The organism is Marinococcus halophilus (genome assembly GCF_900166605.1).
GTDB lineage: Bacteria > Bacillota > Bacilli > Bacillales > Marinococcaceae > Marinococcus > Marinococcus halophilus.
Genome location: NZ_FVZD01000006.1, coordinates 1540711 through 1557177 on the forward strand (window position 1 = coordinate 1540711; position 16467 = coordinate 1557177).

General features: G+C 47.1%; 18 protein-coding genes. 9 read left to right on the forward strand and 9 right to left on the reverse strand.

The genetic code is table 11. The annotated features are described in order from the left end of the window. Nucleotides 1-66: 66 nt before the first annotated feature. Nucleotides 67-936 (reverse strand): S1 RNA-binding domain-containing protein, encoded by an 870-nt coding sequence (locus B5066_RS13880; RefSeq protein WP_143745444.1) that lies wholly within the window; start codon nucleotides 934-936, stop codon nucleotides 67-69. A 4-nt stretch (nucleotides 937-940) separates the two neighbouring features. Then, nucleotides 941-1756, reverse strand: coding sequence for a uroporphyrinogen-III synthase (locus tag B5066_RS13885; RefSeq protein ID WP_179124118.1), 816 nt, complete (start codon nucleotides 1754-1756; stop codon nucleotides 941-943). A gap of 174 nt (nucleotides 1757-1930) precedes the next feature. On the opposite strand from B5066_RS13885, the gene B5066_RS13890 reads away from it, so the two are divergent. Next, on the forward strand, nucleotides 1931-3529 hold the full coding sequence (locus B5066_RS13890) for an ABC-F family ATP-binding cassette domain-containing protein (RefSeq protein ID WP_079476497.1): 1599 nt from the start codon (nucleotides 1931-1933) through the stop codon (nucleotides 3527-3529). Between the two features lie 177 nt (nucleotides 3530-3706). On the opposite strand, the gene B5066_RS13895 is transcribed toward B5066_RS13890, so the two are convergent. Further along, nucleotides 3707-4474, reverse strand: a complete 768-nt coding sequence (locus tag B5066_RS13895) for a S1 family peptidase (RefSeq protein WP_079476498.1) — start codon at nucleotides 4472-4474, stop codon at nucleotides 3707-3709. Nucleotides 4475-4565: 91 nt separating this feature from the next. On the opposite strand from B5066_RS13895, the gene B5066_RS13900 reads away from it, so the two are divergent. After that, the gene (locus B5066_RS13900; RefSeq protein ID WP_179124119.1) at nucleotides 4566-5378 is read left to right on the forward strand and encodes a YihY/virulence factor BrkB family protein; all 813 of its coding nucleotides are present in this window, start codon (nucleotides 4566-4568) and stop codon (nucleotides 5376-5378) included. Nucleotides 5379-5401: 23 nt separating this feature from the next. Here the strand turns inward: B5066_RS13900 and B5066_RS13905 are convergent, their stop codons facing one another. After that, entirely contained in the window at nucleotides 5402-5782 is a 381-nt protein-coding gene (locus B5066_RS13905) for a gamma-glutamylcyclotransferase family protein (protein ID WP_079476500.1), read from the reverse strand. A 96-nt stretch (nucleotides 5783-5878) separates the two neighbouring features. On the opposite strand from B5066_RS13905, the gene B5066_RS13910 reads away from it, so the two are divergent. Next, nucleotides 5879-6649: an alpha/beta hydrolase gene (locus tag B5066_RS13910; RefSeq protein ID WP_179124120.1), complete on the forward strand. Its 771-nt coding sequence runs from the start codon at nucleotides 5879-5881 to the stop codon at nucleotides 6647-6649. Nucleotides 6650-6691: 42 nt separating this feature from the next. Here B5066_RS13910 and B5066_RS13915 read toward each other — a convergent pair whose 3' ends face one another. The 5 genes from B5066_RS13915 to B5066_RS13935 all read right to left on the reverse strand — a co-directional run bounded on the left by B5066_RS13915 (nucleotide 6692) and on the right by B5066_RS13935 (nucleotide 10677). Then, nucleotides 6692-6895 (reverse strand): DUF6501 family protein, encoded by a 204-nt coding sequence (locus tag B5066_RS13915; RefSeq protein WP_079476502.1) that lies wholly within the window; start codon nucleotides 6893-6895, stop codon nucleotides 6692-6694. Nucleotides 6896-7010: 115 nt separating this feature from the next. Then, nucleotides 7011-8219 (reverse strand): NupC/NupG family nucleoside CNT transporter, encoded by a 1209-nt coding sequence (locus B5066_RS13920; RefSeq protein ID WP_079476503.1) that lies wholly within the window; start codon nucleotides 8217-8219, stop codon nucleotides 7011-7013. A gap of 237 nt (nucleotides 8220-8456) precedes the next feature. Beyond that, the gene (locus tag B5066_RS13925; RefSeq protein ID WP_022792179.1) at nucleotides 8457-8945 is read right to left on the reverse strand and encodes a hypothetical protein; all 489 of its coding nucleotides are present in this window, start codon (nucleotides 8943-8945) and stop codon (nucleotides 8457-8459) included. Nucleotides 8946-9055: 110 nt separating this feature from the next. Further along, complete coding sequence (locus B5066_RS13930; RefSeq protein ID WP_079476504.1) at nucleotides 9056-10108, reverse strand: C45 family autoproteolytic acyltransferase/hydrolase; 1053 nt, start codon at nucleotides 10106-10108, stop codon at nucleotides 9056-9058. 134 nt (nucleotides 10109-10242) lie between these two features. Further along, nucleotides 10243-10677: a hypothetical protein gene (locus tag B5066_RS13935; RefSeq protein WP_079476505.1), complete on the reverse strand. Its 435-nt coding sequence runs from the start codon at nucleotides 10675-10677 to the stop codon at nucleotides 10243-10245. A 265-nt stretch (nucleotides 10678-10942) separates the two neighbouring features. Between B5066_RS13935 and B5066_RS13940 the strand changes: the two genes are divergently transcribed. The 6 genes from B5066_RS13940 (at nucleotide 10943) to B5066_RS13960 (ending at nucleotide 16418) form a co-directional block, all read left to right on the forward strand. After that, a complete protein-coding gene (locus tag B5066_RS13940) occupies nucleotides 10943-11281 on the forward strand; it encodes a CHY zinc finger protein (protein ID WP_244897374.1) in 339 nt (112 codons plus the stop codon). Nucleotides 11282-11432: 151 nt separating this feature from the next. Continuing rightward, complete coding sequence (locus B5066_RS13945) at nucleotides 11433-13181, forward strand: gamma-glutamyltransferase family protein (protein WP_079476506.1); 1749 nt, start codon at nucleotides 11433-11435, stop codon at nucleotides 13179-13181. A 13-nt stretch (nucleotides 13182-13194) separates the two neighbouring features. Then, complete coding sequence (locus tag B5066_RS16845) at nucleotides 13195-13365, forward strand: hypothetical protein (RefSeq protein ID WP_158219079.1); 171 nt, start codon at nucleotides 13195-13197, stop codon at nucleotides 13363-13365. Between the two features lie 183 nt (nucleotides 13366-13548). Continuing rightward, complete coding sequence (gene pgsB / locus B5066_RS13950) at nucleotides 13549-14748, forward strand: poly-gamma-glutamate synthase PgsB (RefSeq protein WP_079476507.1); 1200 nt, start codon at nucleotides 13549-13551, stop codon at nucleotides 14746-14748. Between the two features lie 2 nt (nucleotides 14749-14750). After that, the gene (gene pgsC / locus B5066_RS13955) at nucleotides 14751-15200 is read left to right on the forward strand and encodes a poly-gamma-glutamate biosynthesis protein PgsC (RefSeq protein WP_022792185.1); all 450 of its coding nucleotides are present in this window, start codon (nucleotides 14751-14753) and stop codon (nucleotides 15198-15200) included. Nucleotides 15201-15212: 12 nt separating this feature from the next. After that, nucleotides 15213-16418, forward strand: a complete 1206-nt coding sequence (locus B5066_RS13960; protein WP_079476508.1) for a CapA family protein — start codon at nucleotides 15213-15215, stop codon at nucleotides 16416-16418. Nucleotides 16419-16467: the final 49 nt, after the last annotated feature.

Sequence of the window (16467 nt, forward strand, 5' to 3'; positions counted from 1 at the left end):
AACAAGCGGCCCTCGTAAGGCCCGCTTTTCTATCCCTGTATGCTACCTGTCAACGCATAAAAGTTATTAATCGGTTCGCTTCTCCGAAGACTCGAGAATCAGGGTATTGTTTTCCTGGCGGATCCGCTGGTCTTTTAACAGCGCCCCCACCGCCCGCTTAAACGCGGCCTTGCTGAGTCCAAATTCCTTCCGGATGGCTTCCGGACTGCTGCGGTCCCCGAACGGGAGCTTCCCGTCTGCCTGCTGCAGCCGCTCAAGAAGCAGCTGAGCATCCGAGCCGATCGCTACTTCTTTCGGCGGGTACATCGAGGCGTTTAGCGATCCATCCTCCTGGCGGTGCGTAATCCGGACCTTCAGTTCCTCTCCGACGCGTGGACGGTGCGTCCACTCCGATTCGTGCACAAAGATCTTATAGCGGTCGGCAGTTAACAAAAAGGCACCGAACGGCGGCGAACTATAGACTGTTGCGTTAACCCAGGCGTGGTGCAGGTCCGCCGGTGCCGGCGCCATCAGATGCTGCACATCGTTTTCACTGGCCGGAAAAGCTTTCAGGCCGCTCGCAGTGTACTCCAGGTGCACAAACAGGTTTTCGCCGGGAGCGGGCCAGTACGTCTCATCCTGCAGGTAGTCGTGCCGCTCCACCGGAGCCTCCCACCGGTCGTCGACCGCTACCTCGATGCCGTGGTCCGCGTCGCTGGTGACGACCTTCCGCCACATAAAAACCTCTTCCTGCACATCGGGCAGATGCACGTCCAGCCGCTTGTTTCCTGCCCCGTCAAACCAGCTGATTGCTTCTACTTGCTCCCCGGAGGAAAGCTCCCTGGAAACATCCTCTTTGTACAGGCGGGCAATCTGGGCTCCCGAAGCGAGCACATAATATTCCCCTTTGTCATTTAATACGTTCCATCGCTGCATACGTGAAAATAATTGTTTCAATGAATTAGTCCTTTCGTTGTTCAAAATGTTTGGATAAGGCGACAATCATCGCACCCATTCGTTCGTTTTCCGGCACGACATAGTCGTCGACGCCTCTTTCGCGTAAGGCTTCCGCCGTTACTTTCCCCACAGCCGTTGGTACTACCTGGTGCCGGAGCGCTTCCTGCAGCTGTCCGGCCCGGCCGGCGTGCTCTGCATACTGAAACAAGGCATGAACCTGAATCGCGGTCGTAAAACAGATGGCGTCACTTTCTGCATGCAGTAGATTTTCAAGGCACGCAGCTGCCACGTCTTCCTCAGGAGGCGTATGCTGGTACGGCAAAATATCGTACACTTCAGCGCCGCGTTCCTCCAGGTACTTCCGGAGCCGGGGGTTTTCCATCCCATGCAGCTGGACCGTGACCTGTTTGTGCTGAAAATCATGACCGTCCAACGCCCGCAGTATGCCGGCCGTCGTGCCGTCATCATCCCGGGCGGCAATATCACACTGCAGGCTTTTTAAAACATTAGCGGTTTTGTAGCCGCGGGCCGCTACGCTGCTCTGCTGAATTTTTTGGACAAATGCTTCCCGAATCCCTTCTTCCTCCGCAATATCCAGCATGGCATTCAGCCCCATGCCGGTCATAAAAATACTCCAGTCCACCGGCTGCTCCAGGTATGCCTGCATTGGCGCCCGCAGCTGTTCTTTATTCAGAAACGAGGTGCCCTGGAGCGGGAAGTTCAGCGTCTCTCCTCCCTGCCGGCGAATCAGCTCTTCCATTTCCTCTGTTTTTCGGGACGCAGCAAGAATTACCTGCCGTCCGCTTAATCCTTTGGCCACCCAAATGCCTCCTCTGGTCTTTCTCCGTTTTCTGCATTTACTATATCATGCTTTTTCAGTCTCTGACAGCGGCGCCGCTCTTCTTTTCTGCGGAAAACCTCCCCTTTCCCTGTTCATTTCAAGCCGCCCCGTGTTAGTATGAAACAGACTGTTATTTATAAAGGAGATATGAACATGATCGATGTACAAAACGTTGGGCTCCGGTTCGGAGATCAAATTTTATTTGAAGACGTTAATATAAAGTTCACTCCCGGCAACTGCTACGGCTTGATCGGAGCAAACGGGGCCGGCAAGTCCACATTCTTAAAGATTCTTTCCGGTGAAATTGACTCTCAGAACGGCAATGTAATCATGGATAAAGATTCAAGACTCGCGGTGCTGAAACAGGATCACTTCGCGTACGAAGAATATACGGTTATCGACGTGGTCATTATGGGCCACAGCCGCTTATATGAAGTCATGAACGAAAAGAACGAAATTTACATGAAACCGGACTTTTCCGACGAAGATGGCATGAAGGCCGCCGAGCTTGAAGCGGAATTTGCAGAGATGAACGGTTATGAAGCGGAAACGGAAGCCGCGCAGCTGCTGCAGGGCCTCGGCATTAAAGAGGATTTGCACCAGAAGCCGATGGCTTCGTTAAGCGGTTCCCAGAAAGTAAAAGTTCTTCTCGCCCAGGCGCTGTTTGGCGATCCGGATGTGCTGCTTCTGGACGAGCCGACCAACAACCTTGACGTGCAGGCGGTACATTGGCTCGAAGAATTCCTGATCAACTTTGAAAATACCGTTATTGTCGTTTCCCACGACAGGCACTTCCTGAACCAGGTGTGCACGCACATTGCGGATCTCGACTTTAATAAAATTGAACTGTATGTTGGCAACTATGACTTCTGGTACGAATCCAGCCAGCTCGCCCAGAAGATGGCCCGCGAACAGAACAAGAAAAAGGAAGAGCAGATCAAGGAACTGAAGGACTTTATTGCCCGCTTCAGCGCGAACGCTTCCAAGTCCAAGCAGGCGACGTCCCGGAAGAAAACGCTCGATAAAATTTCACTGGATGATATTAAGCCATCCTCGAGAAAGTATCCATTCGTGCAGTTTAAGCCAAACCGGGAGCTTGGCAAGGATTTGCTGACAGTGGAAAACTTGTCGAAAACGATCGACGGCGTTAAAGTGCTTGATAATGTCAGTTTCACTCTTAACAGCGGCGACAAGGTAGCTTTCGTCGGCGAAGAGGAAACGAAAAAAACCGTACTGCTGCAGATTTTGGCCGGCGAATTGGAGCCGGACAGCGGTGATTATAAATGGGGGCTGACCACCAGCCGTTCCTACTTCCCGAAAGATAACTCTGCATACTTTGAAGGCCTGAATATTAACCTGGTGGATTGGCTGCGCCAATACTCCCCGGATGACCAGAGCGAAACATTTATCCGCGGCTTCCTCGGCCGGATGCTCTTTTCCGGTGAAGAAGTGTTTAAAAAAGCGGACGTCCTCTCGGGTGGCGAAAAAGTCCGCTGTATGCTTTCCAAAATGATGCTGAGCGGTGCAAACGTTCTTATCATGGACGAGCCCACCAACCATCTGGACCTCGAAGCTATCCAGGCGCTGAACAATGGCCTGAAGTCATTTAACGGCTCGGTCCTCTTTACTTCTCATGACCATGAGTTTGTTCAGACCATCGCCAACCGGATTATTGAATTCACTCCGGATCGCATGATCGACAAAGAAATGAGCTACGATGAGTATATTGAAGAACAGTATGCACGTGCATAAATTTATATATTTATTTTCAGCACCAGAGCGCGCATGCTCTGGTGCCTTTTTTATGTTTATTCATGTTTCTATTCTGCTAGTGGTATAATTTATTAATATAATTATTACGGTAAATGAAATTTTAATTTATTCGAAAAACCCACGACTCTGCACTTAGTCGCGGCGTTGCCGTCATTTTTATTTATTTTCTGTTTCATTGATCAGTTCGTGTACCCGCTCTACCGGTACTGCGAGCCCGTAGCGGCCGTTTTCTTCTGTACTACTCGCAAAAACCACTCCGGTCACTTTTCCAGCTTCTGTGATTGCAGGACTGCCACTGCTTCCGTTAAACACAGGAGCGTCAAGCACAAGCCGGCTTTTCTCTGTCTCGACGATGGATCCCCGATTGGCTACATCTGAGAACCCGAGAGGATTTCCGATGATGATAACGTCTGAACCGGCAGACGCACTCGTTTTTGCAAGTGTAATGCCTCCTTCCCACTTCTCTTTTAACATCACGACAGCAAGATCAGCCTGCTCATCTACAGCTTCCACGGTTCCTTCTGCAAGATCCCCCTCTTCAGTTTCAACCGCTACACTGTCCGCTCTTTCCACGACGTGATAATTTGTTATAAAAGCATCCGGGCCTTCTACGAAAAACCCTGTTCCAAAAGACGTTTCCCCATTTTCTGTTGCTCTTATTTTCGTGACCGCCTGCTGCCACTGCTGTACATCCTCCTGCTTGGAAAGCTGATATGAAGCGGTTAAAAAGGACCACGTGTCCAGACGAAAGGTATCAATTAAGTAATAAGCAGATTGGAAAATCAGCATTCCTGTCATCAGCACTGCTACTGCCCGGAACAGACCCCGACGCTTATTTTTTGACGAACGTGGCGGTCCCGGCTCAAAATCTTCCGGCTCGGGTTCGCCTTCGACATGCTCGTCATTGCCTTCGTCTCTTCTCATATAACGCTCCTTTTCCCGCACCTCTTCTCATACTCTACTTCTGTATTATAATGAGAAAAAGAGATTTCCGCAAAAAGGAGGGACTTAACTGGTGAATTTTCTCCAATCATTCTTTAAAAAAAGCATCGAAGACAAAATTTATGACATTGCTGCCCAGCTGGCTTATTACTTTCTTCTGGCCATGCTCCCCCTTTTAATGCTGCTGATCAGTATTATTGGCTTTTTTTCCATCGATACGGACGGTATTCTTTCACTCATCAACGCCTATGTTCCTGGAGGAGCCTTTGCAATCATTCAAAACAATCTGAACGCCATTTTGAATTCACAGTCTGTTGGTCTGTTATCTCTCAGTACAACAGCTACACTCTGGCTGAGTTTGATGGGCACATTCGCTATCATCCGTGCAATTAATGCTGCCTATCGCCTGAAGATTCCTTCGTTGCTATCCATGTTGGGAAAAGGCATCATTCTCGTTTTGTCTCTGCTTCTCGCCATCATTATATCCTTGTTGCTTCCTATCTACGGCGAACCACTCGGTGCCTTTGTTTTTCGTTTTATCGGCCTTGATGATTATTTCCTGCAATTGTGGAGCTGGATTCGCTGGATCATCAGCTTTTTGGTGATAGGTGCAATCCTTGGCATAATTTACAAAGTAGTACCTAACCGTAAGACCACCTGGCGAGAATCGCTGCCCGGCGCTACACTCGCTCTATTAACCTGGCAGGCTGCTTCCTTTGGATTTTCTTTTTACGTCAGCGTTAGTGATTATTCTATGATTTATGGAAATCTGGGCAATTTAATCGTCTTAATGCTCTGGTTTTACCTTACAGGATTCGCAATCCTGCTTGGAGGAGAATGGAATGCCTGTCTCTACGAGAGGGACAATAAAGCTATCGAAATATAACTTTACCAGCCTAGACGTTTTTCTTAGGAAGACAATAAATGAGTACGCCAGGACCCGGAAGGAATAAGTGGATAATGTTTTGCCTTAGAAAGAGGGTATACATAAATCCATCCTTCCGTTTCCCCTTCGGCATCTTTTACCCATACCCTTTCGTATTCATTTATCTGTCCCGGCTGTTCGTACTGCTCAAGCCAATCCAATACACTTATAGCTGCGTCATTTATTTGTATCCATTCACCTACAACATCCATTCCGTTTTCGTCAACAAGAGCCGCAGGGTACGGTCCGGTGTTGTATAAAAATCCCTTCACTTTTCCGCGAACCACATCATATACACTGTTTTCAATGTAGTGATAGTTGTTTAATTTTTGCAACAGTGTACCGTATACAAATACTACCTGCATTATATACCTCCTCAAATTGACAAACCTTGCGCCTGAAGCTATAATAATCCTTAGTAAATTAATCAGGATAGTTAACTTTAAAAGGAGAGGATGCTCATGTCTCAAAACCCAAGGGTATTGGACGGCGCTGGGTCACTTTATTTTCCCGGTGGTCCCACGGCAGTGCTCGTCTGTCACGGTTTTTTAGGTGCTCCCCAAAGTGTCCAGTATGTGTGCCGCCAATTAGCCCGAAAAGGGTTTACTGTTTCTGCCCCAAGACTACAAGGACACGGCACCTCCTATCAAGACCTTGCGCGCTATACGCACCAGGACTGGATTAAAGATATCCATACAGCCTATCAGTCGCTGCGCGTTAATCACAGCAGCGTTTTCATCGTGGGACAATCTATGGGAGGAACTCTCGCCCTTCATACCGCCGCTTCCTTCCAGGATACTGCTGGCATTGCCTTAATTAATCCCGCTCTCGATGTTCCCGGGATGCAGAGGGCAGTGAGAGAAACTTCTGCTTCCTTCATTAAAGAAGACCGGCCTGATATCCGGTGTCCCCAGGAAGAAGAAATTACGTATTCGCACGTTCCGACAGCTTCCGTGCGCTCGCTGCTTCAACTAACAGCTGCTGTGCGCCCAAAGGTGCGTTCAGTTTCATGTCCCGCGCTTGTCGCAGCATCCCGGATTGATCATGTCGTACCGCCTGCAAATGCAATAGCTATCTATGAAAATCTCTCTTCCGCCTCCAAGGCGTTTGAATGGCTTGAACAATCCTACCACGTGGCCACGCTCGACGCTGATCGGGATTTTCTCGCCGACCGCCTGTCCTTATGGATAGCTTCGGTCACTTCCAGCCGCCTTTCTGCTTCTCATAATTAGATTATGTAAACCAAAAGGAGCCGCAGCGTCTGCAGCTCCTTTTTATGCTTCTTCAAAGTAGTCTTTATAAAACCCGCCGATGCGGCCAGTGTTGTCGATAATGAAAATGAATTCGTCCGTTTCGTTTTTAACCGGATACTGCTTTCCAGGGGTTAATACACTGTCGACCTTATATTTGGCTGCTTCAGCATGCTTGCATGTAACGTATCTCAGCGTATCGCTGTTTTTCCATTTCTGATGAATCATCGTAAGCCTCCTAACCATTTTAGTCATTATTATTGTAGCATATCACTTGCTGCAATGCCGTAACGGATAAAAAAGCGCCCCTTTGAAAAGGAGCGCTTCTGGTAAATCTGAATTTTTACAGGACAAACATGCCGGCAATCGAAGCACTAAGGAGTGATACTAAAGCTCCGGCCGCTACTGCTTTCAGCCCCATTTGAGCGATATCGTTACGGCGTGTCGGCGCCAGTGAAGCGAAACCGCCTAAAATAATAGCAAGGGACGACAGGTTTGCAAACCCACAAAGCGCAAAAGTGATGATCGCCTGGGATTTTTCACTGAAGCTGTCAATTTCCGGGGCAAAGTTCGCATAGGCGACAAATTCATTCAGTACTAGCTTCTGCCCGATAAATCCGCCAGCCTGAAGAGCTTCACTCCAAGGAACGCCGATCATAAATGCAACTGGGGCAAATACATATCCAAGAAGTAGTTCAAGCGTAATTCCATCAGCTCCGAACCAACCTGTTACCCACCCAAGCAGCAAATTAATCATTGCAATTAAAGCGACAAATGCGATCAGCATCGCCCCAACGTTTAAGGCAAGCTGCAGGCCGGTAGATGCTCCGCGGGCCGCAGCGTCAATCACGTTATGAGACTCAGTGTCTTTTTCTATTTCAATCTCATCCGTCGTCAAGCTGAGATCCGGTTCCGGGAAAATCACCTTTGCAATAATCAGCCCGCCCGGTGCCGCCATAAAGCTCGCTGCCAGCAGGTAATCGAGCGGAATACCAAGTCCTGCATAGCCAAACAGCACTGAGCCGGCAACTGAGCCGAGTCCCCCGGTCATAACAGCAAACAATTCGGATTTGGTCATGTTTGCCAGGAACGGACGAACAACAAGCGGCGCTTCCGTCTGGCCAACGAAGACGTTTGCTGCTGCGGACATGGATTCGGCTTTACTCGTTTTCAGAAGGGCGGACAGGACACCGCCGATAAATTTGATAATTACCTGCATGACCCCGATGTAGTACAAAATACCGATCAGGGAAGAGAAAAAGATAATAACCGGCAGTACGGTAAACGCAAACGCACCGGTCTCTGTAATACTTTCTCCAAACAAGAAGGTATATCCTTCACTAGCAGTATCGATAACGTCCTGCACACGAACGACCAGCCATTCGAAGGCCGTGCTCCCCCACGTAGAGCCAAGCACTAAAAATGCAAATATAAGCTGGAATAGAAGCCCTACGAGTACGGGACGAAAACGAATTGATTTTTTGCGGGAAGATAGTAAAAAAGCTAAAAACAGGACAAAAACAATTCCCATCAATCCCCATAATATGTTCATATACCCACCACCATGTATGTAAGATTGATCTAATTCACAAAGAATAGATCAAAGTTAATGTATCAAAAGGCGGGCATGAAGTAAATAACTATCTCCTCTTATGCTTAAAAATTGTGTAATTTCTCAATTATCAGTCAGGCCCCTGTGCTTTTAACAAGAAAGCGGTTACGAAATTCACAGGCGTTGAAAATTAGAAAACCCCGGGGCATTTGCCAGGGGTTTCAGCCTGTATAATGTTTACTCTACGCTTAAGCGCAGATCCGGCAAGTGGTTTAAAATAAATTGGGCTTTGTTCGTATCTACTTTCATTTTGAACTGCCGGTAATACTTCAGCGCTGTTTCAAAATGAGCAGGCATATGATGATATTCGTCCATCACACGGTCAAAGGCGTCATAGGCAAGCATTAATGAACTGACCATCTCTGTAAGCGGTAAAATATATTTATCAGTGCCATGGTGCGGAGATGTGCACAGTGTCATTTGCTCTACCTGGTCATCAAAGAAAGCTGCTGCATCCTCCACGTACGGACGGTACACGGATTGGACACTCTTTGCTTTTTCTTCAAAATAGGAGCGCCATTCCCGGCAGAAGCTGATCATGTACGGAAGATCGTCCCGTGTAATAACAATATCAAAGCCGGCCTGCCGGACACGATCCATACTCATTGGTTCCATCTTTTCCTGGTGTAAAGGCAGATAAAAGAATTTGCGACGATACGCTTTCATGCTGCACCCCGTCTTTCTACTATTTTCGGCATATTTTAAAATATTATAACATCTTCCTCCGGTGTTTCCTACTCTTTTCCTTTACTTTTTTCAGGTTGGCCGTCTTCTGTTTACCACTCAAAGGAAAAAGGCATTTCCGTATCCACTGCTCCCCGAATTTTTGTGATCCGCATCGGCTCTGCGTTCAACCAGGAAGCAAACGGCAGGAGCGCCGGGTACCTGTTCCCGCCAATACCCACATATATATTCTTTTCCGCGGGAAGATACTGAGCTGTATGAATGGTGCCTGACCAATGCTCATAGTCATTCGAATAAATCATATCTGTATCATGGTTGAAACGGCGAAAAGCACTATAGACTGTCTCCCGGTTCCAGTCGATGGAACGAATACGGGCTTCACGCTCCCGTGAATTTCCCATTAAATGGCGGTTTTCTTGCTGCATGGACGGTACATTGAAATGATTGGTACAGGCTACTTCTCCTGCTGGACGAACAGCGGTGCCCCGGGGGGAGGCCTCCACCACTGCCCCTTCTCCCGAAGCATCCATCATGGAATAATTGAATGAATGCCGGTGCGGAAGTTCCTGGAGAAGCCGGACGGCCTCTTTTGTAGTACGGCAAGTCTCGAGCACGATACGGAGAAGGTTTGAACAGACAATTCCCGGTTTTGGCTTAATACGGTGCACAAAATGGTAGCCAACAGAGAGCCCATATTCATTCATCGCATCCGAACGGCCGATAATCCGCTGGGCAAACCCTGCTGTTCCGGGACCGCCGGTTGGCTTTGTGAATAAGAACCGCCCTTCATACGTACTCGGCAGGTAATCATAATTTCGAATATACATACCGTTTGCCATCAGCCCGCTGCATCCCGATCGCACTTTTGACGCCTGATAGCCGCTAAACTCCTGAAGCACATCCCGAAATGTCCATTCGAGTCCTTCAGCCAACCCTTTCAATTCTTCCCACAGCCCAGGAACATAAAGCTGGTAAAGTTTTTTGACGTCCTCTACTGGAACATCATATTTTGCAAGTGAACGCTTCAAACGTTCATTATAATGGTAACGTACGAGCGGCGTATGTTTTAAGTAACGGCCCTGCCGGTAGCCGATATCTGCATAAGTTCCTTTGTAAGCTTTTACGTCTACATGAATATTTTTCATTGCTCTTTTGGACTCCTTTGCCCAGCATTTCTATTTGCTTTTATAAGTATAGAAAATATAACTCTTTTTATCGAACCATGTGCTTGGCAGCATAAAAAAACGCCCGGAGTACGGACGTTTAAAATTTATCATTTTTATAAGCAGGACCAGCGCCTTACATCGCTGATGAGTTCGAGTGTTTCACTCTCACGAAAAGCAGTCTGTTCAAGCATTTCTTTGAATAGATAGATGACAATGGTATGGCGGTCCCGGTTATCAATCATTTCTACTCCGGTTTTTCCTTCGTTTCCATGCACAATATCGAGATCCAGGCGTTCGCTCACCTCTTCAATGGAAGTTCTTCCTTTTGGAATATCAAGCACCACTTTGAGGAAATTTTCCCTGTCATCATTAATCATGCCCCAGCGTTTTCCGAACCATGCCCGGCAGCCGGTCATGCTTACTAACGTATATCCGTACGGAGGAGTCGGGACAAGTTTCGTGCTCGCCCACCCTCTTAATTCCATCGCATTTGACAATTCTTTCGCCTTTTCCTGAACGAATGTCAATTGATTTTCCTGTACTTCCATTTTATAGCCTCCTTAACAATCTCGTTTTACCGCTTGGTCTACTTACCACTCCCCAAGATATACATTCGTCCATGTGTGTAAATAAATATATCACAATTGAAAGCGGTTGTCGATAAAATGAAAGAAAATTCAAACAATGTTTATCGGCGCATTCACTGAATGCTTTTTCATTATACCTTATTTTCATATTTTTAAAACATCTCGTAAAAATTGTACTTTTACTGTTAGAATACGTTTGAGAGTGTTAATATAAGGAGATGAGTTTTTGAGCTGTTCAGAGGTAAAAGTTCGAGGCGTTTCTTTGGATGAAGAAACAAGATGCGCCCATTATCATACATCAGTCGATATTGTTGCCATGAAGTTTTATTGCTGTGGACGCTGGTACAGCTGCCACACCTGTCATGAAGAAAGTGAAAGCCATCCTATAGCACCCTGGCCTTCTTCGCTCTTTTCCGAAGAAGCAGTTTTGTGCGGAAAGTGCTGGCACACCATGAGCGTGACTGATTATCTTCATGCCGATCACCAATGCCCGAATTGTCATGCGGCATTCAACCCAGGATGCCAGCGCCATGCTTCCCTCTATTTTTCGCTATCACAGGGCTGAGAAATTTTTGAAAACCATTAGGTCTTCCTGACCTTTCTTTTCAACATAAATGCCTTTATTATAGATAAGTCGTTAATAGGTGAAGCACTGGCGGTGTCAAATGACGTTCAAAAACTAATCAGACCACCCAGAAAGGAGTTTGACCCGTCCCGTGAATGCACAAAAAATAACGTACATACTTGCTGCGGTCGTTGTCGCAGGACTGCTCATTTACGTAGGAGTAACAAACTTTGGAGGAAGCGACCAAAGCGGTTCCAGCTCTGAAGAAGAAAGTGCTCAAAATGACTCTAATTCAAGCCCCGGGGCTTCCAGCGACATTGCTTCCGGTTCTAACTACGAGGGCTACGGTGTTAGTACAGACAATGAGCTTGCGACAGAAGCCGGCATGCAAATTCTTGAACAGGGAGGAAATGCGGCAGACGCTGCGGTTGCTACTTCCTTTGCCCTGACGGTAACTGAACCATACGGATCCGGCATCGGAGGCGGCGGTGCGGCTCTTGTGATGAATGGGCCAAACGCTTCCCCGGAAGTTTACGATTACCGTGAAGAAGCTTCTACGACTAATCGTGCTTTAAATGTAGCAGTGCCTGGTTTCGTAAAAGGCATGGCTGCCCTGCACGAAGAACAGGGAAGTGGCCAGTTCACCCTTGCTGAGTTAATGCAACCGGCTATTGATTACGCCGAAAACGGGTATGAAATTAATAGTTATCTGGCCAGCCGCATGTATTACGCTCAACCGAGATTAAACCAGCAAAATTCTCCTGCCTTTTACGATGAGAATGGCAATCTCCTGCAGGAAGGCGATACTCTCGTTCAGGAGGAATACGCTCAAACCCTTCGTACCATTCAGGAAAATGGGCCGGAGAGCTTTTATAGCGCAAATGGAGCTATTGCCCAGCAGCTGACGACCGATTACTCACACATAACCCCGGAGAGCCTGCAGCAATACAATGTGCAAACCCCTGAGGTGGCACAGGGAACTTTTGAAGGTCAAAACGTCTACAGTGCTCCTTCTCCTCTTTCCGGGGTAACGCTGATTCAAATGCTCGGCATGGGCGAGCGCCTGAATATCGGTGAAGCTCTTCAGGGAAACGAAGCGGACTACATTCATATGATGAGCGCCATCACCCGGGAAGCTTATTACCAGCGCCTTGAAAACTTGGGAGATCCGGAGTTTAACGAAATCACCACCGAGGAATATGTGAGTGAGGGTACCATCGATGATCTAGCACAAAACGTCCGTGAAGAGCGTCTGGATACAGAAGAGCTTGAAAACGCGACAGGGTATAATTCTTCCGATGGCCAAAATACGATTACCCACTCGAGCACCACCCATGTAAATGTAATGGATGCTGATGGTAACACGGTGGCTCTTACAAACACGCTGGGTAACTTCTTTGGCAGCGGCCAGACGTCTGCGGGCATGTTTTTAAACAATCAGTTGAACAACTATAACGAGACTCCGTCTTCGCCAAACAATATCGAAATTGGAAAGCGTCCGAGAAGCTTCATTGCCCCTACCATTATTCAAGATCCAGAAGAAGAAACAGTTATGGGCATCGGATCTCCAGGAGGCTCGCGCATTCCAACTGCGATGGCAGAAGTTATTTTCCGCATGGAATATCTAGATGAGAGCTATGAAGAAGCTTTCGCTGCTAACCGTTCCTTTGTAGATGTTGTCGAAGGCCAGGCAACACTTGCTATTGAAAACGGGGACCAGCCGGAAAATGCAGAACTTATTGAGGAAATCAACAGTAAATACGGGGACCGCTACTTCATCGCCCCTGATAAAGGCCCTTCCTATTTCGGAAACGTCACCTCATTAATTAAAGATTACGACGACGAAGAAATGCAGGGAATTATTGACCAGCGCCGCGGAGGTTCCGCCCAGACTCAATAAAGGAGAAGTGAATGTGAATATCTTAAAGAAAATCGGCCCTTACCTCTTTTTGTTTGCGTTAGTGCTGTTTATGTATTTCTTTAAAGTGGATGCTGAGCTGTCCACCACAGAAGAAGTTGAAATCAACAGCGCACTCAATACACCGCCGGAAACAGAAACTCAAGAAAATACAAATACGCAGTAACTATTTTCTTAGATAAGCGTCTTAGTATTGGCATTGTTTGTGGGAGTGTCTCTTAACACAAGAGACACTCTACGCTTGCAATGAGACGATTACTCCTGACGTAAGCGGGTATGGAATATTGTTGGTGTTATTTGACATTCAAAGGGAGATAATATTAGAGAGCACCGAGGAGGTAAAGCGTCGATGTTATTATTGTACGGTTCATGTATAGCAATTGCGTTAGTGGGCATTTTTGAACTTCGCAGACACCAGAAGAGAGTTGACCAGATACCACTTCGCATCAATGTAAACGGCGTTCGCGGCAAATCAACAGTAACCCGTTTAATTACGGGAATGCTGAGCGAAGCTGATTACAAAGTAGTTGGAAAAACGACAGGCACGCAGGCACGCAGAATTTATTGGGATCGGACTGAAAAACCGATCGAACGTTCACTCGAAGGCCCGAATATCCGTGAGCAAAAGGAAATATTGAAGCATGCTTCGAGCCTTGAAGCCAATGCATTTGTCAGCGAGTGTATGGCTATCAATCCGGATTACCAGCGTGTACTGCAGGAGAAATACCTCCAGGCAAACGTCAGCGTCATTTTGAACGTATTTGAAGACCATATGGAAACACTTGGGCCAACCCTGAAATACGTAGCAGAAGCATTCAGCTCGACGATTCCATATAACGGCAAGCTTATTTTGTCCAACGGCCCTTATTTTCATTACTTCAGTGAAATTGCTGAAAAAAGAAATACGGAAGTATACCTTGCCAATCCGGAAGAAATCCCGGACGGCTTTATCGACAAATTCGATTACATGCTGTTCCCGGAAAATATTGCAGCGGCACTTGCCGTCGCCCGGGCAGTTGACATCGACAAGCGTACAGCTCTTTCCGGTATGCTAAATGCTAACCCGGATCCTGGGGCTCTCCGGATTGTTACCCTTGAAGACGGCAGCCGGGAGCGTTCCCACTTTGTGAATGGGTTTGCGGCGAATGATGCCCGGTCGACGCTTGAGATTTGGTCACGCGTACGGTCGTCAAGCTACATGACCGACAACCCGGTGATTATTATGAACTGTCGTGAAGACCGGGTAGACCGGACCGAAGAATTTACAAAGTATGTTCTGCCTTATTTACCGGCAGAGAAATTAATTCTTATCGGCGGAAATGTACGTCCGATCACCCAGGCTTTTGATCAGGGTGACCTGCCATTTAATTCCGTTATCAATCTGGAGGGCGAAGATGCAGATGCCATTTTGGCCCGGGTGAAGCGGGAAGCTTCCCATTCGCTTATATTCGGAATTGGAAACATTCACGGTGCTGCTGAAGAATTTATGGAAAAACTTTATGATTCCCCGGAAACACTCATTAGTAAAGTCGGCGAGGAGGCCATGTAACATTGTTTGGTACAGATCTTTATATCGCATTAGTCGTAGGAGTTATTATCAGTTTGATATACGCAGAAAAGACAGGAATTATGCCAGCCGGGCTAATTGCGCCCGGCTATTTGGCAATTGTTTTTGATCAGCCTGTCTTTCTGTTAACGATTTTTCTCATCAGTTTCTTGACGTATTTAATTGTCGCCCACGGGTTGTCCCGTATTATGATTCTTTACGGACGCCGGAAATTTGCAGCCATGTTATCTACAGGGATTGTGTTAAAGCTGATCTTTGACTACTTTTATCCTATTCTGCCTTTTGAAATATACGAGTTTCGTGGTCTCGGGGTTATCGTTCCGGGATTGATTGCAAACGCGATGCAGCGCCAGGGCGTTGTCCCTACCGTGGCAAGTACACTGGTTCTTACCGCTGCAACATTTGTAATCATCACGCTATACTATTTAATTTAGGGGTTCTTACATATGGCCAAGCGATTATTAAACTTCAAAGAAAAGTATTTAGCCTACACCAAACGCCAGCGCCGAAAAGCCGGCAAACATGCCATTCTCGGCATTATTATCTGCCTTGTGGCAATGACTTTAATCCGTGTGGTAGAGCCATCTGCTGCTGAAAGTGAATACCAGCAGGAACAAAACACTATATTTACATCTGCTATGGTTGGCGACATGATGACCGGCCGCCATGTAGAAGAAATTGCCAATCAGGAAGGTTACGAATCACTATTCCAATATGCAAAACCAACGCTTGAAGCTGCCGATTACACAATTGGAAATTTTGAAAACCCAATCGTGGATAACCCGGACCAGACAGAAGAAGCTGACAAAATAATTAATCTTTCTTCAAAATCAGGAGCTATTGATGGTCTTGAAGATGCAGGCTTTGATGCTGTCAATTTAGCCAATAACCATATGATGGACTACCAGTATGCAGGATTGAATGAAACCCTTCAGGCGTTTCAAAACTCCAGCATAGATGTAGTCGGCGCTGGGGCGAATGCAAATGAAGCCCATAACTATACGTTAAGTACACACAATGGCATGGACGTAGCCACATTAGGCGTGAATGACATTACGTATGCGAATATGGAACAGGCTGGACCAAACTCCCCTGGTATTTTAACAAGCCAGGACCCGAGTGCTTACATTGACGCCGTTCAGCGGGCAGATGCGAATGCGGACCTGGTCATCGTGAACATCCACTTTGGCCAGGAGTACGACAGCACACCTACCACGCGTCAACGGCAGATGACTCAAGCCATCGCAGATGCCGGCGCTGATGTCATCATTGGCGCGCATCCTCACGTGCTTCAATCGGTAGAAGTGTACAATAATACGTTCATCATGCATTCCATCGGTAATTTTGTATTTGACCAGGGTTGGACAAGGACGAGAGACAGCGTCATTGCCAATTACTCACTTGGCGAAGACGGCACTGCCCATTTGGAAATGCAGCCATTCCGGGTGTTTGAAGCTACTCCGCGTCCGGTCGAAAGCGCATTTCACCGTGAACGGATTTTCCGTCAACTGACGAAGGACACCCAAAACAAGGATGCTATCATAGAAAACGGTGAGCATCTCGTGTTTGAAGCAGATCATTCTAATGTTATTGATAGCATGGAACAAAACAGCAACCAAAATAACAACCAGAACACTACTCAAAACCAATAAAAATATTCATTTTCTACCTGCCGGTTTCATCTGGCAGGTATTTTTTTGT